Origin of the sequence: Skermanella sp. TT6 (assembly GCF_016653635.2) — a bacterium.
GTDB classification, from domain to species: domain Bacteria; phylum Pseudomonadota; class Alphaproteobacteria; order Azospirillales; family Azospirillaceae; genus Skermanella; species Skermanella cutis.
This window is the reverse complement of the sequence record NZ_CP067420.1, coordinates 4,223,309-4,247,007: the sequence shown is the minus strand read 5'-3', so window position 1 is coordinate 4,247,007 and position 23,699 is coordinate 4,223,309. Positions and strand designations below refer to the sequence as shown.

Genomic DNA, 23,699 nt, shown 5'->3' with positions numbered 1-23,699 from the left:
CGTCAGCCTTCGGCGATCGGGTCGTAGAAGGCGGCGGAGAAACCCGCCTTGTCGCGGCTCTCCTCGTTGAAGGGGCGCTTCAATCCACCCTTGAAATGGGTGCGGACGAGATTCTGCCAAGTGGGAACCGGCGGGACGTCCAGTTTGTCGCAGACATGCTCGAACCAGCGCCGGCCGGCGGCCACATGGGTGATCTCGTCGTCGTGGATGATCTGGAGCGCGTCGGCGCCGGCGTCGTCGCCGACGGCGCGGAGGTTCCGGATCATGGCGGGCGTCACGTCCAGCCCGCGCGCCTCCAGCACCAGCGGCACGATGGCGAGGCGGGCGGCGAGGTCGTGGGCGGTGTCCCGGCTGGCCTGCCACAACCCGTCATGGGCGGGCAGGGCGCCGTAATGGCTGCCCAGGTCGGCCAGGCGGCGGCACAGCATGTCGAAATGCCGCGCCTCGTCGTCGGCGACCTGAACCCAGTCGTCGGTGAAACCCTTGGGCATGCCGGCGCCGAAGCGGGCGACGATGTCCCAGGACAGGTCGATGGCGTTCAGCTCGATATGGGCGAGCGCGTGGATCAGCGCGGTCCGCCCGGCGACGCTGCCGGCCTTGCGGCGCGGCGGCATGTCGCGCGGCTGGCGAAGCTCCGGATAGTCCGGACGCGCCGGCCGGTCGGGCGGGACCGGCGGGCCGGGCGGCTCGATCCCGGCCAGCGCGCCGGTCCGCCACGCCTCGGCGAAGCGGCGGGAGAGGCGGACCTTCTCCGCCGGGTCGGCGGTGGTCAGGACGGTGACGGCGGCAGACCGGATACTCATCTGGCGGTGTTCAGCGGCGGCCGTAGGCGATGAACTCCCCGTTCAGGAAGTCCGGCTTGCCGTAGCCCAGCGGCTTGCCGTCGGGCGTCTCGATGGAGCCCCCGGCGGCCAGCAGGATGGCGTGGCCGGCCGCCGTGTCCCACTCGCAGGTCGGGCCGAAGCGGGGATAGACGTCCACCTCGCCGCGGGCGATCAGGCAGAACTTGAGCGCGCTGCTGGAGTGGCGGTGCTCCTTCACCAGCTTGCCCTCCAGGAACCTGTCGAGCCGTTCGCGGTCGCCGTGGCGGCGGCTGGACAGCACCACCAGCCCGTCGGGCGGGACCATGCGGGCGGAGATCGGCACGTCGCCGCGGCCCTGGACGCAGTGAACGGCGGTGCCGGGGCCGGCCGCGGCGTAGAGGTCGCCGTCCACCGGCAGGTACATGACGCCCAGGACCGGGACGCCGTCCTTCACCAGCCCGATATTCACGGTGAACTCGCCGGTGTGCTCGACGAAGCTGCGCGTGCCGTCCAGCGGATCGACCAGCCAGTAGATGCCATGGTCGCCCGGCGGGGACTTGCCGGCGGCGTGCTGCTCCTCCGAGATGACGGGGATGTCCGGGGTCAGGTGGTGCAGGGCCGGCAGGATGACGGCTTCGGCGGCGTGGTCGGCGGCGGTCACCGGACTGCCGTCGGACTTGACGTGGGCGGTCACCGTGTCTGTGTAATACCGGAGTATGACCTGACCGGCCTCCCGCGCGATGGTGCGCACGGCCGGAAGCAACTTGGCAAAGCCGTGATCCAGGCTTTGATCCGCCCTACGATCTGACATGGGTCCCCCAAAGGTCACAAGATGGGGAGCATACGCCCCCGCGCGACCCTTGGGGAACCCCCGCCGGCGTTATTCGGCGGCGATCGCGGGGCGATGCTCCTGGATCAGGCGCCAAATCTTCTGCGGTGTTGCAGGCATGTCCACATGCCGCACCCCGTAGACCGACAGCGCGTCGACCACGGCGTTGATCACCGCGGGCGGCGCCCCGATCGCCCCGGCCTCCCCGGCGCCCTTCATGCCGAGCGCGTTGGTCGTGCTGGGCACCTCGTTCAGCTTGAACTGGACGAACGGGATGTTGTTCGCCCGCGGCATGCAATAGTCCATGAAGGACCCGGTCAGGAGCTGGCCCGAATCGGGGTCGTAGACGCATTCCTCGTACACGGCCTGCCCGATGCCCTGGCCGACGCCGCCATGGACCTGGCCGGCCAGCATCAGCGGGTTGAGCACCTTGCCGAAATCATCGACCACGGTGTAGCGCACGAACTCGATCCCGCCGGTGTCCTCGTCGATCTCCAGCTCGCAGATGTGGCAGCCGTTGGGGAAGGTCGCGGCCGGCGGCGTCCAGCGGGCCTCCTCGTCGAAGGCGAAGCCGCCGTCGGCCGGCGCGCTGGCCTTGGCGACATCCTGGATCGTCACCTTGCGGTCGGTGCCGACGATGGTGAAGGTCCCGTCCTCGAACCCGATGTCCACGGCCGCCGCCTCCAGCAGCTCCGCCGCCTTGGCCCGGGCCTTCTCGATCACCCGTTCCGCCGTGTCGGACAGGGCGGCGCCGCCGACCGGGATGGAGCGGGAGCCGCCCGTGCCGGAGCCGAAGCTGATCCGCGCGCTGTCGCCCTGGACGATCTCGATGTCCTCCGCCGGGATGCCCAGCCGGTCGGAGACGATCTGGGTGTAGGCCGTCTCGTGCCCCTGGCCGTTGGACTGGGAGCCGATCAGCACCGTCACCTTGCCGGCGCCGGACATCTGGATCGTCGCCTGCTCCGGCCCGCCGCCCGAGCAGGCCTCGATATAAGTGGCGAGACCGATGCCGCGCAGCTTGCCGCGCGCCCGCGCCTCCGCCCGGCGCTGCTCGAAGCCGGTCCAGCCCGACAGCTCAAGCGCGTCGTCCATGTTGCGGGCGAACTCGCCGGTGTCGTAGGTGAGGCCCAGCGAGGTGTTGAAGGGCATCGCCTCCGGCGGGATGAAGTTGCGCCGGCGCAGCTCGCCCGGATGCATTCCCAGCTCGCGTGCCGCCGCGTCCACCAGCCGCTCCAGCAGGTAGGCCGCCTCCGGCCGGCCGGCGCCCCGGTAGGCGTCCACCGGGTTGGTGTTGGTGAAGACGCCCTTGACCAGCACGTGGATCGCCGGGGTGGTGTAGACCCCGGCCAGCATGGCCGTGCCGGCGTCGGTCGGGATGTAGGGGCCGAAGTTCGACAGGTAGGCGCCCAGGTTGGCGACCGTGGAGACCCGCAGCGCCAGGAACCTGCCGTCGGCGTCCAGCGCCAGGTCGGCGTGGGAGACGTTGTCGCGCCCGTGGTCGTCGCTGAGGAACGCCTCGCCCCGCTCCGACGTCCACTTGACCGGACGGTTCAGCTTGCGCGCGGCGAACAGCGACAGGACATATTCGGGATACATGAAGATCTTCATGCCGAAGCCGCCGCCCACGTCGGTGGTCAGCACGTGGAACTTCTCTTCCGGCTCGTTGAAGATCTGGGTCGCCAGCTGGGTGCGCAGCCCGTGGACGCCCTGGCTGGAGACGTAGAGGACATAGCGGTCGGTGTCGTCGATCGAGGCGAGGCAGGCCCGGCCCTCCATCGAGTTCGGCACGATCCGGTTGTTCACCAGGTCGATGCTGACCACCTTGGCGGCCTTGGCGAATCCGGCCTCGGTCGCCGCCTCGTCGCCCTTCTCCCACTCGAAGCTGAGGTTGCCGGGCGCCTGCTCCCACACCTGGGGGGCGTTGGACGCCAGGGCGCCCACGGTGTCGGCGATGGCCGGCAGCTCCGAATAGTCGATCATGACCAGCTCGGAGGCGTCGCGCGCCGCGTCCAGCGACTCCGCGACGATGAAGACGACGGGGTCGCCCACGTGGCGGACGCGGCCCTTGGCGAGGGCCGGGCGCGGCGGCATCACCAGCGGCTGGCCGTTGCGCTGGACCAGCGGGACGTTGCAGGGAAGGGGGGCGATGCTGGCCGCCTCCAGGTCCTCCACCGTGTAGACGCCGAGCACGCCGGGGGCGTTGCGGGCGTCTTCCAGGTCGATGGAGACGATCTCCGCATGGGCGTGGGGCGAGCGCAGGACATACCCGTGGGTCTGCCCCGGCAGGGAGATGTCGTCGGTATAGCGTCCGCGCCCGGTCAGCAGGCGGGCGTCCTCGGTGCGCGGCACCGCTTGTCCGATTCCAAACTTGGCCATGTGATCTGAACCCCCCTGAAGGATTGCGCCGCTGAAGTGCGCCGGCAGATTGTGCTGCCTGGTTGTCCCGTTGTCTCCGTGTGCCAGAGAGTTTATGCGCGTCCCGCCGGATGACAAACCCCCGAAGTGGTCTTACCTGACATGTCCCGAAAAGATGCTTGGCGGGCGGCGCGGGGTCCTTATGTTCCTTGATGTTTCAAGGATCAGCCGAGCTTGGAAAGCACCGGAAAGCCATGTGCGGACGCTATACCCTCGCGACTCCGGTCGCCGAAATGAGCCGGATGTTCGGCTTTCCCGAGCTGCCGAACCTGCCGGCCCGGTTCAACATCGCGCCGACGCAGGATGTCGCGGTGGTGCGCTGGCTGGACGACGAGAAGCGGCGCGCGTTGTCCCTGGTACGCTGGGGGCTGGTGCCCCACTGGGCCGACGATCCGTCGATCGGCAGCCGGATGATCAACGCGCGGTCCGAATCGGTGGCCGACAAACCGTCCTTCCGCAGCGCCTTCGCCCGCCGCCGCTGCCTGGTCCCGGCCGACGGGTTCTATGAATGGCAGCAGCATGTGCCCAAGGGGGAGAAGAAGCAGCCTTTCCGCATCCGCCGCCGCGACCGGCAACCCTTCGCCTTCGCCGGATTGTGGGAGACCTGGAAGGGTCCGAAGGGCGGCCCGGCGCTGGACCGCCCGCTGGAGACGGTCACCATCGTGACGACCACGGCCAACGGCGTGCTGAAGCCGCTGCACGAGCGGATGCCGGTGATCCTGGCCGAGGACGACTATGCCGCGTGGCTGGACCCGGAGACATCCGGGGAGGCCGCCGGGGCGCTGCTTCGGCCCTGCCCGGAGGATTGGCTGGAGGCCTATCCGGTCAGCACGCGGGTGAACAGCGTGCGGAACGACGACCCGTCCTGCGTCGATCCGGTCGAGGGGGCCGGGGTGGCGGCGCCGGCGCCGAGGCAGCCGAAGCTACTGTGACGGGGCGGTGACCCCCGGGGGGATGGCCGCGGATGTCAACAAACGTGATCATGGCTGCGGCCGCTGCTGTTCCGGAAGTGCCGAGGGGGCCACAGATTACGGCGATGTCCACAGATGGGAGGCGATATGTGCGCTTTTGTCATGATCGGACGGTGGCGTTCCTTCCTTTCGTCTCCTTTCGATCTTCTATGATCTCCTTCCATCATGCGCGGGCTTGACCCGCGTTTCCACGTGCGAACCATCACGGCGAAGAATGCTGACATCATCCCCCCGGAAAATGTCAGCAAACGTAGTCATCCGTGCGGCAGGGTAGAGCGGCGTCGTGGATCCTGCATTACTCCTTCTCGTCACGCGCGGGCTTGACCCGCGATAGTCCAGCGCGACGATTGCAAACTCAATCGGAGGATGCTTTTCTTGTAGAGTGCTTCTCCCCTCATCGTCATGACCGGGCTTGACCCGGTCATCGCTTGCAGGCTCCGTCAGCGCCGCCATGCGGGGAGATACCCGGATCAAGTCCGGGTATGACGAAAAAGGGCCTTCTGCCCATGCTCCAGCCTTCTGACCGGTAAGCAGCAGCCGTGCTGGACAACCGTGGAATTGCCCCGTGCATCCACGTGCGAACCTTCATTACGCCGATTGCTGACATCACTCCCCCGGATCACGTCAGCAAACGTATTCATCCGCGCGTGGGGGCAGGCGGGTACCGTGGGTCCTGATATTCACGCTGCAAAGATCCGGCACCGGAGTGCGGCGGCGAGCCTAGCGCGAATTGATGAAGGAATAGCTTCCTGGCAACACGAATGAGGCTGTTGCGCGAGTGCTTCAACCATTCTTATACAAACAGGAGATAAAGAAGGCCTCAGTACGTCCGCAGGGTAGTGCGGATATCAAGGCGCTGGCCCGATTCCGTGCCGGTCGATCCACAGGCAATCGGGGGCACGGACTTGGAAAAGGGCAGGAGGGATCTGGTCGCCGCGCTGGCGGGGATGTTCATGGTGGCCTGGGCCGGCGGCGGAGCGGGTGTCGCCGTCGCGGCATCCTCCGACGGGGCGGACCCGCTGAAGCAATATATCGAGGCGATCTCCGACGCGGCCGTTCCGACCCCGGCCGAGATCGACGATCGCCTGGTGCCCATCCGTCGCGACAACGCGGCCCTGCGCTGGGAGACCGAGGCCGCCGATTCCCGGGTCAAGGTCGTGTCCTGGATGTCGGAAAGCGCGTTCCAGCGTTTCTATTCCCAGCCGGAGGAACTGCCGGCGGACAAGTCGGCCCCGCCCAACTGGGGCACGGTGATGTGGGTGACGGCCGTTCCGCAGGTGCGGGATTTCTGCCGCTCGCTGGGCACCCGCGACACGGTCGCGATCACTAATCGCCTCCTTCAGCTTTTCGGGCTGCCGCCGACCGGTCAGAACGCGCGCTTCGTGGAGATGTGGGTGTCGCCCAAGGACATGCTGCGCCCCTGTCCTGACCGCGAAGTGGACGACAGCCGCTGCGAGGTGGATACGGCGAGCGACGTGGACGATTATCGGACCTGGTTCACCGGCAACTATGCGAAGTCCTACAACGCCTCCGGTTTTCCGTGGACCCGGCTGGGATACACCTATGACTGGGCGCCCGCCGACGACAAGGCGAACCCGAACAAGCCCAAGGGCGCCAGCGAGTTCATCCTGAGGCCGGGAACGCCCTATACGATCACGGGGCGGTACACGACCGCGGAGTATTGCGGCCGGCCGGCGCGGTGAATTTGATTGACCCGTGGGTGCCGGCGAGTATTATCCCGGCACTTTCCCCAGGTAGCCCCTGTGGCGGAATCGGTAGACGCGGCGGACTCAAAATCCGTTGCCAGTGATGGCGTGCCAGTTCGAGTCTGGCCGGGGGCACCAGTCAAAACAGAAACTTAGTGCGCATCAGGCCCTGTTGCGGGTTTTGCTTGATGACTGTATCGCAGTCTTGCCCGCATAGCGGGAGATCCATAATCAGGCGTGAGTCCAGGTAAGTTCCCGGGTATGTTGTCCGGCGGTCGGTCATGTCGGATTGCGGCGCTGTCTTGATGAGGATGCATCTTACTCACGCTTCAGCTTAGCGCGTTATTTTTCCAGGAGAGAGGTGATTCCTGGATCGTATCTGGCAAATACAACCGCTTTTTTCAAAATGTCCTGAACGTTGAAAGTCTTCTTTGTTCCAATATCAGTTGGGAACTGGACATCGCTCGCCCTGTATATGCCCTATCCTACATAATTTTCTACTCGTGCACAGGCGGCCATTGTTGGGCGGCATGTAGTACGCGAAGTATCGTTACTGCGCGCGTGTCTTCTGTGTAGACGACCACGTAGTTAGATCGGACAACCATTTCCCGCGTGCCAGCGACTCGACCGGTCCGGTAGAGCTTCGGATGCTCAGGCAGTTTCGAAGTCTTCGCCTCGATGTCGTTTTTCAAACGCTGGGCAGCCTCCAAGTTATCGTCGGATATGTAGTCAATGATAGACAAAAGATCGGCACGGGCCGTCTCCCGCCACTCAAGCACCACCACGACGTTTCCTGTCGATCAAGGCTTGAGCTTCGCCCATGACTTGCTGATGAGGTGCCGTCGGGCTTGTGTCGGCCAACGCCTCGTGGACCTTGGCCCGAAACCATGCATCATACGCTTCGGGTGTCGCGGTCAATCCGGCCGGCAGAGCGCCTTCTTTGGCGATGCGCGTAAGCAGGATACGTACGGCATCCGAGACAGTGAGGCCGACATTGGCGAGTTTTTCCGTTGCGTCAGCCTTGAGCTTGTCGTCCACGCGGATGTGCAGCATCGATGTCTGGGCAGCCATTGCCGGTTCTCCTGTTGTATGCCCCTATCATGTGTCTCAATTGAGATACGATCAAGGGCGTGTTATCCCAGGGCTTGGCGCACGGCCCTTGCGTGACCCGCGGTATGTTTGTTTGGATGTCGAAACTCGTTCTTCATCCTGATCGGGCTTGCCCTGCGGGGCTCAATCAGCGAAGGCTTGATGAAGCCCGCTGGGAGATGACCGGATCAAGTCCGGTCATGACGAATGGGGAGTGTTGCTGTCACCATCCGGCACCTTTGGGTGAGGAGCAACTATCGTACCGGACATCCTTGGACTTGGCCGGCAACTCGGATTGGAAGGCTGCCGCGGAAGATTTCCACTCCGCACCGTTTATTGTCGGCACGGGGCTTCACCCCCAAAGCAACCCCGCCGAAATCACCACCCCCGACACGACCAGCACGATCAGGCAGAAGCCCATCACGTCCTTCGCCTTCAGCCCCGCGATGGCCAGCGCCGGCAAGGCCCAGAAGGGTTGGATCAGGTTGGTCCAGGCGTCGCCCCAGGCGACCGCCATGGCGACCTTGGAGAGGTCGGCGTTCAGCGCCGTGGCGGCCGGCAGCATCACCTGGGACTGCACCGCCCACTGGCCGCCGCCCGAGGGGATCAGGGCGTTGAGCAGGCCGGCGCTCCAGAAGGTGAAGAGGGGCAGGGTGTCGGCGGTTGAGAAGGAGACGAACCATTCGGACAGGCTGCGGGCCAGGCCGGACTGCACCATCATCCCCATGATGCCGGCGTAGAACGGGAACTGTATGATGATGCCCGCGGCACCCTTCACGGCTTCCTGGAGGCTGTGGAGGAAGCGGTAGGGCGTGCCGTGCAGCAGGATGCCGAGGAACAGGAAGATGAAGTTGACGATGTTCAGGTTCAACGCCAAGCCCTTGTCGATCACATAGAGCGCGATGAACAGCAGGCCGAGGCCGCCGACGATCCAGGAGATCGCGCGGCTCTGCTCCAGCCGGTCGGCCGGTCGGTCGATGCGGCCGGCGTCCTCCGGGTCGATGTCCACCAGCTTGGCCGGGTCCACGTGGACGGGTTGGCCGCCGTGGCCCAGCATCAGGCGGTTGGTCAGCGGGATCAGGACGACCAGGGCGGCGACGATGATCAGGTTGTAGCTGCTGAAAAGCGTCTGGCTGGTCGGCACGATGCCGATCAGGTTCTCGGAGAAATGCCCGGGGGTCGCGATGGTCAGGGGGACCGAGCCCGACAGGCCGCCGTGCCAGATCACGAACCCGGAATAGGCGCTGGCGATCAGCAGACGGTAGTCCACCGTCGGGACGACTCGGGCGAGCTGGCGGGCGAACAGGGCGCCGATGACGAGGCCGAAGCCCCAGTTGATCCAGCTCGCCGCAAGGGACACCAGCGTGACCATGACGATGGCCTGTCCCGGCGTCTTCGCCAGCCGGGCGATAGCGGAGAGTATGCGCCGGAAGAAGGGCGTGCTGGCCAGAACGAAGCCGGTCACCAGCACCAGCACCATTTGCATGCTGAATTCCAGCAGCTGCCAGAACCCGTCGCCCCAGTAGCGGGCCATGGCGAGCGGAGAGGCGCCTTCGAACAGGATGCCGGCGGCATAGACGAGCAGGGTCAGCAGCAGCACGAGGACATAGGGGTCGGGCAGGTAGCGCTCGACCAGGTTCGTGGACCAGTTGGTTGCTGCGCCCAGCATTGGCGTCTCCCCCTTGTTGATCCCATGCCGGCGTGCGGTGCCGGGTCAGGTGTTTTCGGGCAATCAACCCGCTGGGGAGCCGGAAGTTCAGGGATTATGGATGAATGCCGGGGGGCCGCGGATCGGGAGAGGGGTCCCTTTCGTCATGCGCGGGGTTGACCTCGCGCATCCGCGTGCGAGCGGGCTTGATCAAGTTCGTACGCGGATAGCCGGATCAAGTCCACGGCTGTCCGGCACGGTGATTGCCTTGCGCTACGAAAGGGTTAACCTCAGGTAAAATTACTCCATTTTCGTCATGGCCGGACTTGATCCGGCCATCTTTCACGGGAAGCATCGGAGCCTCCGTGCCTTGAGATCCGCGAGTCAAGCCCGCGGATGACGAACCGGAAGAGAAAACGATCGTTAGTAACGTTCACAATGGTTGATGGGCAAGTACCGCGCCGGACAGCCGTGGATCAAGTCCGGCCATGATGAAAGGGCAGTGTTTCAGTCTCTTGGCGTGGCCTGTACGGCCTTGGCCGTCAGTCGATGATCGTGCCGAGCAGGCCGCCGCCCGCGCCGCCGATCAGGGCTCCGCGCTTGCCGTCGATCGCGTAGCCGCCGGCGGCGCCGACGCCGGTACCCACCATCTGTTCCGTCGAGCATGCTCCCAGCGCCAGCAGGGCGAATACAACACCGATAAGCTGCTTCTTGCTCATGATTTGATCTCCTTCTGAGCATTTAACAGACAAGCCGGTGATTCATTCCCGGGGGCGAGGGAGGTATGGCGGCGGTACCGCTTCAGGCCTTGCCGGACTTCTTCGCGGCTACTTCGCGCGTCTCGGCCACCGGAGTCAGCGCGCCGCGGCCGTCGAACCAGGAGACGAGATTGTCCACCACGAGCTGGCCCATGGCGTTGCGGGTGTGGACCGTTCCGGAAGCCACGTGGGGCAGAAGCACGGTGTTCTCCATCGCGATCAGCTCGGCCGGGACGTTGGGTTCGTCGGCATAGACGTCCAGGCCGGCGGCCAGGATCGTCCGGGAGCGGAGCGCCTCGATCAGGGCGGCCTCGTCCACCACGGTGCCGCGGCCGACATTGACGAAGATGCCGTCGGGGCCGAGGGCTTCGAAGATCTCGCGGCCGACCATCCGCTCGGTCGAGGCGCCGCCGGGAATGACGGAGATCAGCACATCCACCTGCCGGGCCAGATCGACCGCGTCGGCGACATAGGCGTAGTCGACGCCGTCCTGCCGGGTCCGGCCATGATAGGAGATCGGCAGGCCGAAGGCTTCGAGTCGCTTGGCGATTGCCTTGCCGATCCGGCCCAGGCCGAGGATGCCGACCTTGCGGCCGCGCAGCGACGCGGTGAGCGGGAAGGCTCCCGAAGGCCATTTGCCGTCGCGCAGGTGGCGCTCTGCCTCCGGGATGCGGCGCACCGTCGAGATCAGCAGGCCGATGGTAAGGTCCGCGACCTCGTCGGTCAGCACGTCGGGCGTGTTGGTCACGACGATGCCGTTGCCGCCGGCCCACTTGGCGTCGATCTGGTCATAGCCGACGCCGAAGGCGGAGACGATCTCCAGCGCGGGGAGCCTGCCCATCAGCTGCTCGTTCAACGGGGCGTGCCCGCCGGCGGCGATGCCGCGGATCCGGGGGCCGTGCTCGGCCAGGAAGGCGTCCCGGTCGGCGACCTCCCACAGACGGTGAACGGTGAACAGCCGGTCGATCTGGTCGGCGACCACAGGCATCATCGGGGCGATCTGAAGGATTTCCGGGCGGGCCATGGCTTGTATCAGCACCTTTGTTGTCTCTTCCCTCCGCCTTGTATCCGGCGGCTACACACCATGGCGCGTCTGTCAACTCCAGGCAAGTTTCGTTCCAAAGAAAACAAGCTTTGTCGTGGCATAAAGCCGCGTTACAGTTCTCGAAAGCCTCCGGACCAGAGAGGCGCAATCAGGGGGGAGATGAGCCCGTGGCGACTGGCACGGACATTCTCGATACCATACGCACGCGGCTTTTCACGGCCGTGCTGGGCGACGTCATGGACACGCGCGGGCTGACCCGCCAGTTCCTGCCGCCGGCGATCCGCCCGATCGATCCCGACACCGCTCCCGCAAGGGTGATGGCCGGCCGCGCCATGCCCGTGCTGGAGGCCGACTGCTGCGGCGACGTGGAGTGGCGGGGGGCCGGGCCCGGGGGTGGTCCTGGGAGCGGGCAGGGGGGAGGCAATCCTTTTCCGTTCGGGTTGATGCTCCGCGCGCTCGACGAGCTGCAGCGGGACGAGGTCTATGTCTGCACCGGCGGCTCGCCGCGCTATGCGCTGTGGGGCGAGCTGATGAGCACGCGCGCCCGTGCGCTGGGAGCGGCGGGGGCGGTGGTGGACGGGTTCCACCGCGACACGCTGGGGATCAGGAAGCTCGGTTTCCCGGTCTATTCCCACGGGTCATACGCCCAGGACCAGCGCATGCGGGGGCGGGTCATCGATTTCCGCTGCCCGATCGAGTTCGGCAACGGCGTCCGGATCGATCCAGGCGACGTGGTCGTGGCCGACATCGACGGGGTGGTGGTCGTTCCGGCCGACCATGCCGCCGACATCGTCGCACTGGCGCTGGAGAAGGTCGAGGGCGAGGAGAGCGTCCGGCAGATGATCGAGCGGGGCGAGCGCACCGAGGACATCTTCGGCAAGACCGGCATCATGTAGCGGCCTCGCGGTGCGAGCCGGCACGGGTGCCGCCTGATCGAACAATCAAGAAAACGAGAATGGGGAGAAGAAGCGATGAAGTCACTGTTGGGTGCGGTTCTGGCCGTCTGCATGGCCGCCACGGCGGGCCAGGCGATGGCGCAGGAGAAGCTGAACGTCTTCTGGGTCAAGGGCTTCTACAAGTCCGAGGACGACGCGCTGTTCGAGGCGATCCGGAAGTTCGAGCAGAAGACCGGGGTCAAGGTCGAGCTGTCGCAGTATCCCGTGCAGGACATGATCCCGAAGACGGTCGCGGCGCTGGATTCCGGCACGCCGCCGGACGTGGCCTATGCCGACGTCTATGATTTCCAGGTCACCGGAAAGTGGGCCTTCGAGGGCCGGCTGGAGGACATCTCCGACGTCCTGGAGCCGATGAAGGACCGGTTCGCGCCGAACACGGTGGAGACGACCTGGCTGCTGAACGAAAGCACGGGCGAGCGCGCCTATTACGGCTTTCCGATCAAGCAGCAGACCATGCATATCGAGTACTGGACCGACATGCTGACCCAGGCCGGCTTCCAGGAGTCGGACATTCCCAAGACCTGGAAGGAATACTGGGCCTTCTGGTGCAGCGAGGTGCAGCCGGCCTACCGCAAGGCGTCGGGCCAGCGGGCCTATGGCATCGGGCAGCCGCTGGGCGTGGACAGCAGCGACTCCTTCTATTCGTTCCTGACCTTCGCCGACGCCTACAACGTCAAGATGGTCGATGACGACGGCAAGCTGCTGGTCGACGATCCCAAGGTGAAAGAAGGGCTGGTCGGCGCGCTGACCGACTATACCGAACCCTATGCCAAGGGCTGCGCGCCGCCGTCGGCCACGAGCTGGAAGGACCCGGACAACAACGTCGCCTTCCACAACAAGACGACGGTCCTGACCCACAACGCGACGATCTCCATCGCGGCCAAGTGGCTGGACGACATGAACAACGCGACCCTGACCCAGGAGCAGCGGGACCAGGCCAAGAAGAACTATTACGAACTGATCCGCACGGCGGGTTTCCCGCAGAAGCCCGACGGCAGCAAGATGGTCTACCGCGCCGCGGTCAAGACCGGCGTGATCTTCTCCAACGCCCGCAACAAGGAGCGCGGCAAGGAATTCGTGAAGTTCCTGCTCGAGGAGGAGAACCTGACCCCCTATGTCGAGGGCTCGCTCGGCCGCTGGTTCCCGGTCACCAAGGAGGGGCAGGAGCGTCCGTTCTGGAAGGCCGATCCGCACCGCCAGTCGGTCTACAACCAGTTCAAGGACGGCACCGTGACCTTCGAGTTCACCAGGAACTATAAGTTCACCATCCTGAACAACGAGAATGTCTGGGCCAAGGCGGCCAACCGGGTCATCAACGAGAAGGTGCCGGTGGACAAGGCCGTTGACGAGATGATCGCCCGCATCAAGGCCGTCGCGGGCTAGCTGCCAGGGACCGGGAAATCGGGGGTCAGACCACCATTTCCCCGAAGCGTCGAAGTCCAGGAAAGTTCGAGGGAAATGGTGGTCTGACCCCGGTTTCCCTCGCAGGTGCCGGTGCCGCATCCGGAACGGGCTTTCATTTCTTATCCCACCATCACGGCGGACGCGATGAACACGATTGCGGTTTCCGAAACGGATGCCGGGGCCCCGCCGAAGCGGCGGGGCTGGTCGTCCACGCGGGTCTGGGGCACCATCCTGCTGGTGCCCTACGTCCTGGTCTTCCTGTTCTTCGTGGTCTATCCCGTCTGCTACGGGTTCTGGCTGGCGCGGGACCCCCAGAGCTACGTCCAGCTGTTCGAGGACCCGATCTTCGTCCGATCGATCTTCAACACGCTGGTCTTCCTGCTGATCGGCGTGAACCTGAAGATGATGGTGGCGCTGCTGCTGTCGGGGTTCTTCCTGCACGACCGGATCTGGATCCGCTGGCTGTCCCTGATCTTCATCCTGCCCTGGGCGGTGCCGTCGATCCCGACGATCCTGTCCGTGCGCTTCATGCTGAACCCGGAATGGGGCGTGATCAACCAGCTGATCTTCCGGTTCACGGCCGAGGACGGGCCGAACTGGCTGAACGACCCGACGCTGGGCCTGACCTTCTCCATCCTGGTCCATATCTGGAAGAGCCTGCCGTTCTGGACGCTGATCCTGCTGTCCGGCCGGCTCGCGATCTCCAAGGACCTGTACGAGGCGGCGTCGGTGGACGGGGCGAGCTCGGTCCAGCAGTTCCGGTTCGTCACCTGGCCGTCGATGAAGACGCTGTACGTGACCTGCACGGTGCTGTCGATGATCTGGACGCTGGGCGACTTCAACAGCGTCTACCTGCTGACCGGCGGCGGGCCGGCCGACCTGACCCATGTGCTGGCGACGCTGGGCATCCGGTACCTGCGGCTGGACCAGGTGAACCTGTCCATGGCGGCGATCGTCACGGCTCTGCCGCTGGTGCTTCCGCTGGTCTACTTCATGATGAGGCGGCTTTCCAAATGATGAGGCTGGCCAAATGACGAGATTTTCCCTGGCGGGGATCGCGGGCGAGGCGAAGCTTCTGCTGATCGGCATCCCGGTCCTGATCTGGACCCTGCTGCCCATCTACCACCTGTTCCTGTTCGCGATCTCGCCGCGGGACGCCGCCTTCTCCGGCAATATCTGGCCGGAGGAGCCGACGCTGAGGAATTTCGAGATCGTGCTGAACCAGGACCATTATTTCCTGATCCACTTCTGGCAGCAGCTGGCCAATTCGCTGATCGTCGCGATCGCGACCGGGGTGCTGACCCTGCTGGTGGCGACCTTCGCGGCCTTCGCGATCAGCAGGCTGAAGGTGGAGGGCGGGCGCACGGTGATGAACCTGGCGCTGTTCACCTATTTCATCCCGGCGGCCTTCCTGGCGGTGCCGATGTACCGGACCATGGGGATCTACGGGCTGCTCAACAGCAAGTGGGCGCTGATCCTGGCGATGGTCACGGTGGCCTCGCCCTACGCGATCTGGGTGCTGAAGCAGGCGTCGGACAAGCTGCCCTACGAGCTGGACGAGGCGGCGGTGGTGGACGGGGCGTCGCCGATGCAGCTGTTCCGGCTGGTCTATCTGCCGCTGATGACGCCGTCGCTAGTGGCGGTCGGGACCTATGCGCTGCTGCTGGCCTGGAACGAGTATCTCTACGCCTTCCTGCTGCTGTCCCGCGACACCGACATCACCCTGCCGGTGGCGCTCGGCAATTTCCTGGCGGCGGACGATTCGCCGTGGGAGCTGCTGATGACCACCGGGCTGATCTATGCGCTGCCGCCGGCGGCGATCTACTACGCCTTCAAGCGCTACATGGTCTCCGGCCTGACCGCGGGCGCGGTGAAGAGCTGAGCGTGACCGACATTCGGGGGAGCAATCATGGCCTCGGTTGAGATCAGGGACGTCCGCAAGTCCTACGGCACGGCGCAGGTGCTCCACGGCGTATCGGTCGATATCCGGGACGGCGAGTTCGTCATCCTGGTGGGGCCCTCGGGCTGCGGGAAATCGACGCTGCTGCGCATGCTCGCCGGGTTGGAGAGCATCACCGGCGGCGAGATCCGCATCGGCCCGCGGGTGGTCAACGACGTGCCGCCCAAGGAGCGGGACATCGCGATGGTGTTCCAGAACTACGCGCTCTATCCGCACATGACGGTGGCGGAGAACATGGCCTTCTCCATGCGGCTTCGGCGGGCGAAGAAGTCGGAGATCGAGGTTCGGGTCAACCGGGCCGCCGAGATCCTGGGCCTGACCAAGCTGCTGGCCCGCTATCCCAAGGAGCTGTCCGGCGGGCAGCGCCAGCGGGTCGCCATGGGGCGGGCGATCGTGCGGGACCCCAAGGTGTTCCTGTTCGACGAGCCCTTGTCCAACCTGGACGCCAAGCTGCGGGTGGCGATGCGCGCCGAGATCAAGGAGCTGCACCAGCGGCTTCGGACCACGACGGTCTATGTCACCCACGACCAGATCGAGGCCATGACCATGGCCGACAAGATCGTCGTGATGCGCGACGGCATCGTCGAGCAGGTCGGGGCGCCGCTGGACCTCTACGACAGGCCTGACAACCTGTTCGTCGCCGGCTTCATCGGGTCGCCGGCCATGAACCTGATCGAGGGACGAATCGAGGGGGGTGGCTTCGTCAGCCAGGGCGGGCTGCGGCTGCCGCTGCCGGCGGGCTGGTCCGGCTCGGCCGACCGGCCGGTCACCTACGGGCTCCGGCCGGAGCATATCGCCCTGGACGAGGCCGGCGTGCCGGTGGAGGTGGTCGTGGTGGAACCGACCGGGTCGGAGACCCTGATCGTGGTCAAGGGCGGGAAGACCGAGCTGGACTGCCTGTTCCGCAGCCGCATCCTGCCGGCCCCCGGCGAGACGCTGCGCATCCGGCCGGACACCGCGCACGTGCATCTTTTCGATACCGAAACGGGCCGCCGGCTGGCGGCGCAGGGTTGAGGACCAATGGCTAGGCTGACATCGATCGAACCCGGCTTCTACCGTATCCCGCTGCCGGTGGTGCTGACCGACAGCACCCATGGCGAGATGAAGGCCTTCGAGCTGAACACCGTCCGGCTGCGCGATGCCGACGGGGCGGAGGGCACGGGATACACCTTCACCGTGGGCCGGAACGGCGGTGCCGTCGATTCCGTGCTAACCCGCGAGATCCCCGAGCTGATGCAGGGGGAGGAGGCCGACGCGATCGAGCGGCTGTGGCAGAAGGCCTGGTGGGCGCTCCACTATGGCGGGCGCGGCGGCCCCACGGTGCTGGCGCTGTCGGCCTTCGACATGGCCCTGTGGGACCTGAAGGCGCGGCGGGCCGGGCTGCCGCTGTGGCGGCTGCTGGGCGGCTACGATGCCAAAGTGCCGTGCTATGCCGGGGGCATCGACCTGGAGCTTCCGCTGGACGCGCTGCTCCGCCAGACCGACGACAACCTCGCCAAGGGGTTCCGGGCGATCAAGATGAAGGTCGGGCGGCGGGATCTGTTCGAGGACGTCGAGCGGGTCGCGGCGATGCGGGAGCATCTGGGCCGGGGCTTCCCGTTGATGGTGGACGCCAACATGAAGTGGGGCGTGGACGAGGCGATCCGCGCCGCCCGGGCGCTCCAGCCTTTCGACCTGACCTGGCTGGAGGAGCCGACCATCCCGGACGACCCGGCGGGCCATGCCCGCATCGTCCGCGAGGGCGGGCTGCCGATCGCGGCCGGCGAGAACCTGCGGAGCTTGTGGGAGTTCAAGCTCTATATCGCCGGCGGCGGCGTGACCTATCCGGAGCCGGACGTCACCAATTGCGGCGGCATCACGCCCTTCATGAAGATCGCGCACCTGGCGGAAGCCTTCAACCTGCCGGTGACCAGCCACGGCGCCCATGACGTGACGGTCCATCTGCTGGCAGCCTGCCCGAACCGGTCCTTCCTGGAGGCCCACGGCTTCGGGCTGGACCGCTACATCGCGGAGCCGCTGCGGATCGAGGACGGCGTTGCGGTAGCACCTGAGCGGCCGGGGCATGGGATCGAGTTCGACTGGAAGGGGCTGGAGAAGATCCGGGGCTGATCGGAGAAGACCCCGCTTCCCCTTGACCGGAGACCCGCTCGCACTAGAACATTATGTGAACGAGTGCGGGCGGGAAAATGGAACTGCGAGAGAAGCTGGAGATCCTGGCGGATGCGGCGAAGTACGACGCGTCCTGCGCGTCGAGCGGGTCGGACCGCAAGACCTCCGCCGGGACCAAGGACGGGATCGGCTCGACCGAGGGCATGGGCATCTGCCACGCCTATGCGCCGGACGGGCGCTGCATCTCGCTGCTGAAGATCCTGCTGACCAATTTCTGCGTCTATGACTGCCTGTACTGCGTCAACCGGCGGTCCAGCAATGTCCGCCGGGCCCGCTTCACGCCGGAGGAGGTGGTCAGGCTGACCCTGGGCTTCTACCGGCGCAACTATATCGAAGGGCTCTTCCTCAGCTCCGGCATCATCCAGAGCCCCGATTACACCATGGAGCAGCTGGTCCGGGTGGCGAAGATGCTTCGGGAGGATCATGGGTTCCGCGGCTACATCCACCTGAAGACGATCCCCGACGCCTCGCCCGAGCTGCTGGCCGAGGCGGGACTGTATGCCGACCGGCTCAGCATCAACATCGAGCTGCCGTCGGAGCCCTCGCTGGACCGGCTGGCGCCGGAGAAGGACGCGGGCGCGATCCGGCGTTCCATGGGCCGGCTGCGGCTTCGGATCGAGGAGGCGAAGTCGAGCCCGCGCGAGCCGCGCTTCGCGCCCGGCGGCCAGAGCACCCAGATGATCGTCGGGGCCGACGGGACCGACGACCGGGGCATCCTGGCGACCAGCGACCGGCTTTATACCGGGTACCGGCTGCGCCGGGTCTATTACTCCGCCTTCAGCCCGATCCCGGACGGCAGCTCCAGCCTGCCGCCGGGAGCGCCGCCGCTGGTCAGGGAGCACCGGCTGTACCAGGCCGACTGGCTGATGCGGTTCTACGGCTTCGACGCGGGGGAGATCGTGCCGGACGGCGGGCTGCTCGACCTGGAGATCGACCCGAAGCTGGCCTGGGCGCTGGTCAACCGCCATCGCTTCCCGGTCGATGTCAACAAGGCGGACCGGGAAAGCCTGCTGCGGGTGCCCGGCATGGGCGTACGTACGGTGGACCGGCTGCTGTCGATCAGGAAGCATAAGGCCGTACGCCTGGAGGACCTGGGGCGGCTGCGGGTGCAGGTCGCCAAGGTGGCGCCCTTCGTCACCACGGCGGACCCGCAGGTCGGGCGCTCGCTGCTGGATCGGCTGGACCTGCGGCAGAGGCTGGCGCCCCGGCCGGCACAGCTGGCGCTGCCGCTGTTCGCCTGAGGCCGCCATGCACGCGGTCGACCTGGCCCATCCCGTGGATTTCGAAGGCTGGCGCGCGGCGGCGCGGCGGATGGTGCTGGCCGACGCCCGGCCGGAGGCGGTGGACTGGCGCGTGGGCGCGCAGGCGGGACTGTTCGGCGACGCGGCGGCGCCGGTCGTTCCGGATGCGGTACGGAACCGGGCGTTCACCGTGCCGAAGGACTTCCTGGAGCTGGCGGAGACGGTCGTCTGCCACCGCGACCCGGCGCGCTTCGCGCTGCTCTACAGTCTGCTCTGGCGGCTGACCCATGGGGAGCCGAAGCTGCTGGAGATCGTGTCGGACCGGGAGGTCCACCGGGCGGAGACGATGGCGCGGGCGATCCGGCGCGACATCCACAAGATGCACGCCTTCGTCCGGTTCCGCGAGCGGGAAGGGCACTACCTCGCCTGGTTCGAGCCGGACCACTTCATCGTGGAGCGCGCGGCGCCGTTCTTCGCCCGCCGGTTCGCCAACATGGCCTGGTCGATCCTGACGCCGGACCGCAGCGTCCATTGGGACGGGGAGACGCTGCATTTCACCCCCGGCGCCAGCCGGGCCGAGGTGCCAGACGAGGACGCGCTGGAGGACTACTGGCGCAGCTACTACGCCAGCATCTTCAACCCGGCCCGGTTGAAGATCGCGGCCATGCAGTCGGAGATGCCGCGGAAATACTGGCACAACCTGCCCGAGGCGCGGCTGATCGCGCCGCTGATCCGCGATGCCGGCCGCAGGGCCGCCGCCATGGTCGAGAGCGGCGTGACCCTGCCGGCGCCGAAGTCCGGGCGCTGGGCCGAGGCGGTGCCGTCCGTCCGGGCGCCGGAGCGCGAGGGCGGTCTCCAGGCCTGCCGGCGCTGTACGCTTTGGCGGGACGCGACCCAGGCGGTCCCGGGCGAGGGGCCGATGGGGGCGCGGCTGATGCTGGTGGGCGAGCAGCCCGGGGACCAGGAGGACCTGGCCGGGCGGGCGTTCGTCGGGCCGGCCGGGCAGGTGCTGGACCGGGCGCTGGCCGAGGCCGGCATCGTGAGGTCGGACTGCTACGTCACCAACGCGGTCAAGCATTTCAAGTTCACGCCGCGGGGCAAGCGCCGCATCCATCAGAAGCCCGACGCCGGCGAGGTCGAGCATTGCCGCTGGTGGCTGGAGGAGGAAGTCGCCGCGGTACGCCCGCGCCTGATCGTGGCCCTGGGCGCCACGGCCGGCCGGGCGCTGCTGCGCCGCGAGGTCGCGGTCCAGCGCGAGCGCGGCGCGGTCCTGCGGCTGGAGGAGGGCCGGTCGATGCTGCTGACCGTCCACCCCTCCTTCCTGCTCCGGCTGCCCGATCCCGCTGCCAAGGCGGCGGAGTACGATCGTTTCGTCACCGATCTGAGGCTTGCTACCTCTTTTGCGATGACGCCGTGAGCGCCGGCCGGTGGCATTCTCCGGTTATCGACGGGGAGTGACGATGCAACCACGATTTGGCCATGCCGTCCTGACCGAGGACGACCGGCGGCGGCTTCGCGACCGGCTGGAACGGCTGGGCGAGCAGAAGGTCCGGCTGATGTCCGGGGTCGACTGCGTACGCTATTTCGGCAACTGGCAGGCCGCCGAGCTGGTCGACGAGTGGCTCGAGATCAAGGACGCCGAACGCCAGGAGCAGTCCGGACTGCTGAGGCGCCTGTTCGGAAAGAAGTGACCTCTCCCCCTTTCCGGCAATTGAGTTTCGCCGCCCGGGCGGCTAGGCGTACGCTTTCGGGCGTGCCGCCGGAGCGATTCGCCCGGGCAGAAGGGCAGGGACCGGATCATCCCTTCACTCCGCTGCCGCGTGACGTTACTATGGCGAATCCGGTTTACGGCACGGCGATTGAACATTCAGCCGCCGCCGTATGTTCCAGAAGGATCTTGTCGCCGTCCCTGAAAGGCCATGAGCCCGCGAACCTGGCCCAGAAGCCGATCATGAAACCGATGCGGCCCCGAAGAGACCAGGCTGAAGAAGTAGCAAGCGCTTGGCGTGAGGCCGGTGCGGAGATTTGCAGGTGGAAATGACTTCCAGGATGACCGAAGTGACCGAGCCTTATTCCCACGTCCAGAAGGCCGCCGCCTGGGTGGTCCACGCCGTCACGGCGAGCGGGGTGGTGCTCGGGCTGATGGCCCTGCTGGCGCTGGTGGACAACAATGCCAAGGGCTGCCTGCTCTGGCTCGGCGCGGCGCTCCTGGTCGACGGGGTGGACGGGACGCTGGCCCGGAAATTCTCGGTCAAGCGGGTCCTGCCCAATTTCGACGGGGCGATCCTGGACCTGGTGATCGACTATCTGACATATGTGTTCATCCCCGCGATCTTCATCTACAAGTTCATCCCCCTTCCGGGGCCGCTGGAACTGGTGGCGGTCGCCTTCATCCTGCTGTCGGCGCTCTACTGCTTCTGCAACGTCAACATGAAGAGCAACGACAACTACTTCGTGGGATTCCCGGCGGTCTGGAACGTCGTGGCCCTGTACCTCTTCATCCTGGACCTGGACCCGGCGGTCACCTTCGCCCTGATCACCTTCTTCGCCCTGATGACCTTCACCACGGCCAAGTTCGTCCATCCCTTCCGGGTGCCGCACCTGATGCCGGTCAACATCGCGATGACGGCGGTCTGGATGGTCAGCAGCCTGCTGCTCGTGCTGGGCCAGCCGGACGACCCGCTGGTGCTGATGGTGCCCTGGATCGTCGCCTCCGCCTGGTTCACCGGCATCTGCGCCTGGCGGACCGTGCTGGGATACGCCCGCGGCGGCTGACCGGCCGGCGAGGGCCTCTCTTTCTGCCAAGTCCGTTTGACCAATGGACAACCCGGCCCGGAGTCGTGGGACTCTGGGTGCCGGTCGGTAGAGTCGTGGTAGGAGGAAGCATACCCATGCGAAATTATGCGATCCTGCGAAATCTATCTCCCCTGGCAACCGCGGAGCCGTTCGAGCGCCGCGCCCGGAGCCTCGGCCGGGGGGCCGCCGCCATCCCGCCCGAGCCGATGATCGACGTGGCCCGGCTGACCTCGCGCCAGGTGCGGGAGGTCGCCCGCGATCCGGGAGTGCGCGGCATCGCCCCGATCATGCCGATCGCGCTGGTCCGGCCGTTCGAGGTCCCGGAGGCGGAGGCCGCGACCCAGGCCTGGGGCATCGGCGCGGTCCGGGCCGACGTCTCGGCCTTCAGCGGGGCCGGTGTCACGGTGGCGGTGCTGGACACCGGAATCGACGCCGCCCATCCGGCCTTCGAGGGGATGGAAGTGGTCCAGGAGGATTTCTCCGGGTCGGGCAACGGCGACAGGCAGGGGCACGGCACCCACTGCGCCGGCACGATCTTCGGACGCGACGTGGACGGCACGCGGATCGGCGTCGCCCGCGGCGTCGATCGGGCCCTGATCGGCAAGGTGCTGGGCGACGACGGCAGCGGCAACAGCGACATGATCTTCCGGGGCATCCAGTGGGCGGTCCAGGAGGGCGCCCAGGTGATCTCCATGTCGCTGGGCTTCGACTTTCCCGGGCTGGTCGCCCGGCTGGTAACGGACGGCTGGCCGCCGGAACTGGCGACCTCCGTGGCGCTGGAGGGATACCGCGGCAATCTCCGCATGTTCGACGCGCTGATGGAGATGGTCGAGGCGCGGGCCGCCTTCTCGACCGGGACCGTGCTGGTGGCCGCGGCGGGCAACGAGAGCCGGCGCGACCAGAACCGGGACTTCGAGGTCGCCGTGTCGATCCCGGCGGCGGCGCAGGGCATCATCTCGGTCGGCGCGCTGGGCCAGATCGGGGGCCAGACCGGGGCCTCCCTGGGCGTGGCGCCCTTCTCCAACAGCTTCCCGCAGGTCAGCGCCCCCGGCGTCAACGTGCTGTCGGCCCGCGCGGGCGGCGGGCTGGTCGCCCTGAACGGCACCAGCATGGCGACCCCCCATGTCGCGGGCGTCGCGGCGCTCTGGTGGGAAGCGATGGGCGGCGCCCCGGCCCGGATCGCCGCGTCGGCCGTCACGGCGAAGATCCTGGCGTCGGCCCGCACCGAGGTCTTCCTGTCGGACGCGGACCCGGCGGACCGCGGACTGGGTCTGGTCACGGCGCCGTGAGCCGGCGCCCGGAGTGAAACCCTGGGGCCGGGCGGCGTGTTGTCCAGGAGATTTCCGTCCCGCGAGGTCCCCTTGAAACGCGTCGTCCCCGGCCTGCTGCTGGCCGCCCTGCTGGCGGGCTGCCAAGCGCCCGTCCGCATGTCCAACATGATCGTCCCCGGCACCGAGGAAATCGCCGGGCAGACCGGCCGCGCGCTGGCGGTCCAGGTCGGCAGCGTGGGCGGGGGAAGCTCCCTGAACGTCCTGAACCAGATCGAGGTCTCCGACCTGGACCTGCGGGAGGCCATGATCAATTCCCTGGCCGTGCGCGGCGCCCTGGCGGCGAGCCAGCCGCGCCACCGCGTCGATGCCGAGTTGGTCCGCACCACCCGGGGCCTTCAGGAGATCCTGCTGGGGCTCAACGTGACGGCGGAGGTCGAGATCCGTTACTTGGTCACCGACGCCGCGACCGGTGCCGTCGTCCTCTCCCGGCCGATCGTCTCGACCGGGACCGCGTCCTCGTCGGACTATTTCAGCCCGACCGAGCGGACGCGCGTGGCGACCGAGCGCGCGATCCAGGACAACATGCGGAAGCTGCTGGCCGAGCTTTACGGTTTGTAGAGGGGGGCTCGGCGTTTCCG

At 66.8% G+C, this 23,699-nt stretch carries 22 protein-coding genes and 1 tRNA gene; 15 read left to right on the top strand and 8 right to left on the bottom strand.

Translation table 11 applies throughout. The features are described 5' to 3' along the window. Positions 1-2 precede the first annotated feature (2 nt). The 3 genes from IGS68_RS19725 to IGS68_RS19715 form a co-directional block, all read right to left on the bottom strand. Positions 3-803 (bottom strand): ferritin-like domain-containing protein, encoded by an 801-nt coding sequence (locus IGS68_RS19725; RefSeq protein ID WP_201072895.1) that lies wholly within the window; start codon positions 801-803, stop codon positions 3-5. A 10-nt stretch (positions 804-813) separates the two neighbouring features. Beyond that, positions 814-1,614 (bottom strand): 3'(2'),5'-bisphosphate nucleotidase CysQ, encoded by an 801-nt coding sequence (gene cysQ, locus IGS68_RS19720; protein ID WP_201072893.1) that lies wholly within the window; start codon positions 1,612-1,614, stop codon positions 814-816. A gap of 69 nt (positions 1,615-1,683) precedes the next feature. After that, positions 1,684-4,008 carry a xanthine dehydrogenase family protein molybdopterin-binding subunit gene (locus tag IGS68_RS19715; RefSeq protein WP_201072891.1) on the bottom strand — a complete coding sequence of 775 codons (2,325 nt, stop codon included), beginning with the start codon at positions 4,006-4,008 and terminating at the stop codon, positions 1,684-1,686. Positions 4,009-4,241: 233 nt separating this feature from the next. Here IGS68_RS19715 and IGS68_RS19710 point away from each other — a divergent pair, with 233 nt between their 5' ends. The 3 genes from IGS68_RS19710 to IGS68_RS19700 all read left to right on the top strand — a co-directional run bounded on the left by IGS68_RS19710 (position 4,242) and on the right by IGS68_RS19700 (position 6,862). After that, on the top strand, positions 4,242-4,979 hold the full coding sequence (locus tag IGS68_RS19710) for an SOS response-associated peptidase (protein WP_201072889.1): 738 nt from the start codon (positions 4,242-4,244) through the stop codon (positions 4,977-4,979). A gap of 944 nt (positions 4,980-5,923) precedes the next feature. Continuing rightward, complete coding sequence (locus IGS68_RS19705) at positions 5,924-6,721, top strand: hypothetical protein (RefSeq protein ID WP_201072887.1); 798 nt, start codon at positions 5,924-5,926, stop codon at positions 6,719-6,721. Between the two features lie 54 nt (positions 6,722-6,775). Further along, positions 6,776-6,862: transfer RNA gene (locus IGS68_RS19700), tRNA-Leu, on the top strand. Positions 6,863-7,221: 359 nt separating this feature from the next. Here IGS68_RS19700 and IGS68_RS19695 read toward each other — a convergent pair. From IGS68_RS19695 to IGS68_RS19675, 5 genes are all read right to left on the bottom strand, one after another. Next, the gene (locus tag IGS68_RS19695; protein WP_247881400.1) at positions 7,222-7,503 is read right to left on the bottom strand and encodes a type II toxin-antitoxin system RelE/ParE family toxin; all 282 of its coding nucleotides are present in this window, start codon (positions 7,501-7,503) and stop codon (positions 7,222-7,224) included. Next, positions 7,496-7,795, bottom strand: a complete 300-nt coding sequence (locus IGS68_RS19690; RefSeq protein ID WP_201072883.1) for a type II toxin-antitoxin system RelB/DinJ family antitoxin — start codon at positions 7,793-7,795, stop codon at positions 7,496-7,498. The genes IGS68_RS19695 and IGS68_RS19690 overlap by 8 nt, the downstream gene beginning before the upstream one ends. A 370-nt stretch (positions 7,796-8,165) precedes the next feature. After that, on the bottom strand, positions 8,166-9,482 hold the full coding sequence (locus IGS68_RS19685) for a short-chain fatty acid transporter (RefSeq protein WP_201072881.1): 1,317 nt from the start codon (positions 9,480-9,482) through the stop codon (positions 8,166-8,168). Positions 9,483-10,003: 521 nt separating this feature from the next. Continuing rightward, complete coding sequence (locus tag IGS68_RS19680) at positions 10,004-10,180, bottom strand: YMGG-like glycine zipper-containing protein (protein WP_201072880.1); 177 nt, start codon at positions 10,178-10,180, stop codon at positions 10,004-10,006. An 82-nt stretch (positions 10,181-10,262) separates the two neighbouring features. Then, positions 10,263-11,258 carry a 2-hydroxyacid dehydrogenase gene (locus tag IGS68_RS19675; protein ID WP_247880984.1) on the bottom strand — a complete coding sequence of 332 codons (996 nt, stop codon included), beginning with the start codon at positions 11,256-11,258 and terminating at the stop codon, positions 10,263-10,265. Between the two features lie 173 nt (positions 11,259-11,431). On the opposite strand from IGS68_RS19675, the gene IGS68_RS19670 reads away from it, so the two are divergent. The 12 genes from IGS68_RS19670 (at position 11,432) to IGS68_RS19615 (ending at position 23,679) form a co-directional block, all read left to right on the top strand. After that, the gene (locus tag IGS68_RS19670) at positions 11,432-12,160 is read left to right on the top strand and encodes an RraA family protein (RefSeq protein ID WP_201072878.1); all 729 of its coding nucleotides are present in this window, start codon (positions 11,432-11,434) and stop codon (positions 12,158-12,160) included. Positions 12,161-12,235: 75 nt separating this feature from the next. Further along, positions 12,236-13,603, top strand: coding sequence for an ABC transporter substrate-binding protein (locus IGS68_RS19665; RefSeq protein WP_201072876.1), 1,368 nt, complete (start codon positions 12,236-12,238; stop codon positions 13,601-13,603). A gap of 165 nt (positions 13,604-13,768) precedes the next feature. Continuing rightward, positions 13,769-14,641 (top strand): carbohydrate ABC transporter permease, encoded by an 873-nt coding sequence (locus tag IGS68_RS19660; RefSeq protein ID WP_201072874.1) that lies wholly within the window; start codon positions 13,769-13,771, stop codon positions 14,639-14,641. A gap of 13 nt (positions 14,642-14,654) precedes the next feature. Continuing rightward, a complete protein-coding gene (locus IGS68_RS19655; RefSeq protein WP_201072872.1) occupies positions 14,655-15,506 on the top strand; it encodes a carbohydrate ABC transporter permease in 852 nt (283 codons plus the stop codon). A 27-nt stretch (positions 15,507-15,533) separates the two neighbouring features. Beyond that, positions 15,534-16,598 carry an ABC transporter ATP-binding protein gene (locus IGS68_RS19650; protein WP_201072870.1) on the top strand — a complete coding sequence of 355 codons (1,065 nt, stop codon included), beginning with the start codon at positions 15,534-15,536 and terminating at the stop codon, positions 16,596-16,598. Positions 16,599-16,604: 6 nt separating this feature from the next. After that, positions 16,605-17,693, top strand: a complete 1,089-nt coding sequence (locus tag IGS68_RS19645) for a mandelate racemase/muconate lactonizing enzyme family protein (protein WP_201072868.1) — start codon at positions 16,605-16,607, stop codon at positions 17,691-17,693. A 77-nt stretch (positions 17,694-17,770) separates the two neighbouring features. Beyond that, positions 17,771-18,994: a putative DNA modification/repair radical SAM protein gene (locus IGS68_RS19640; protein ID WP_201072865.1), complete on the top strand. Its 1,224-nt coding sequence runs from the start codon at positions 17,771-17,773 to the stop codon at positions 18,992-18,994. Positions 18,995-19,001: 7 nt separating this feature from the next. Beyond that, positions 19,002-20,411 (top strand): UdgX family uracil-DNA binding protein, encoded by a 1,410-nt coding sequence (locus IGS68_RS19635; RefSeq protein ID WP_201072863.1) that lies wholly within the window; start codon positions 19,002-19,004, stop codon positions 20,409-20,411. A 43-nt stretch (positions 20,412-20,454) separates the two neighbouring features. Beyond that, positions 20,455-20,685, top strand: coding sequence for a hypothetical protein (locus IGS68_RS19630; RefSeq protein WP_201072861.1), 231 nt, complete (start codon positions 20,455-20,457; stop codon positions 20,683-20,685). 358 nt (positions 20,686-21,043) lie between these two features. Then, a complete protein-coding gene (gene pcsA, locus IGS68_RS19625) occupies positions 21,044-21,769 on the top strand; it encodes a phosphatidylcholine synthase (protein ID WP_201072859.1) in 726 nt (241 codons plus the stop codon). A 116-nt stretch (positions 21,770-21,885) separates the two neighbouring features. Further along, a complete protein-coding gene (locus tag IGS68_RS19620; protein WP_201072857.1) occupies positions 21,886-23,079 on the top strand; it encodes a S8 family peptidase in 1,194 nt (397 codons plus the stop codon). A 72-nt stretch (positions 23,080-23,151) separates the two neighbouring features. Continuing rightward, a complete protein-coding gene (locus tag IGS68_RS19615; protein ID WP_201072855.1) occupies positions 23,152-23,679 on the top strand; it encodes a hypothetical protein in 528 nt (175 codons plus the stop codon). Positions 23,680-23,699: the final 20 nt, after the last annotated feature.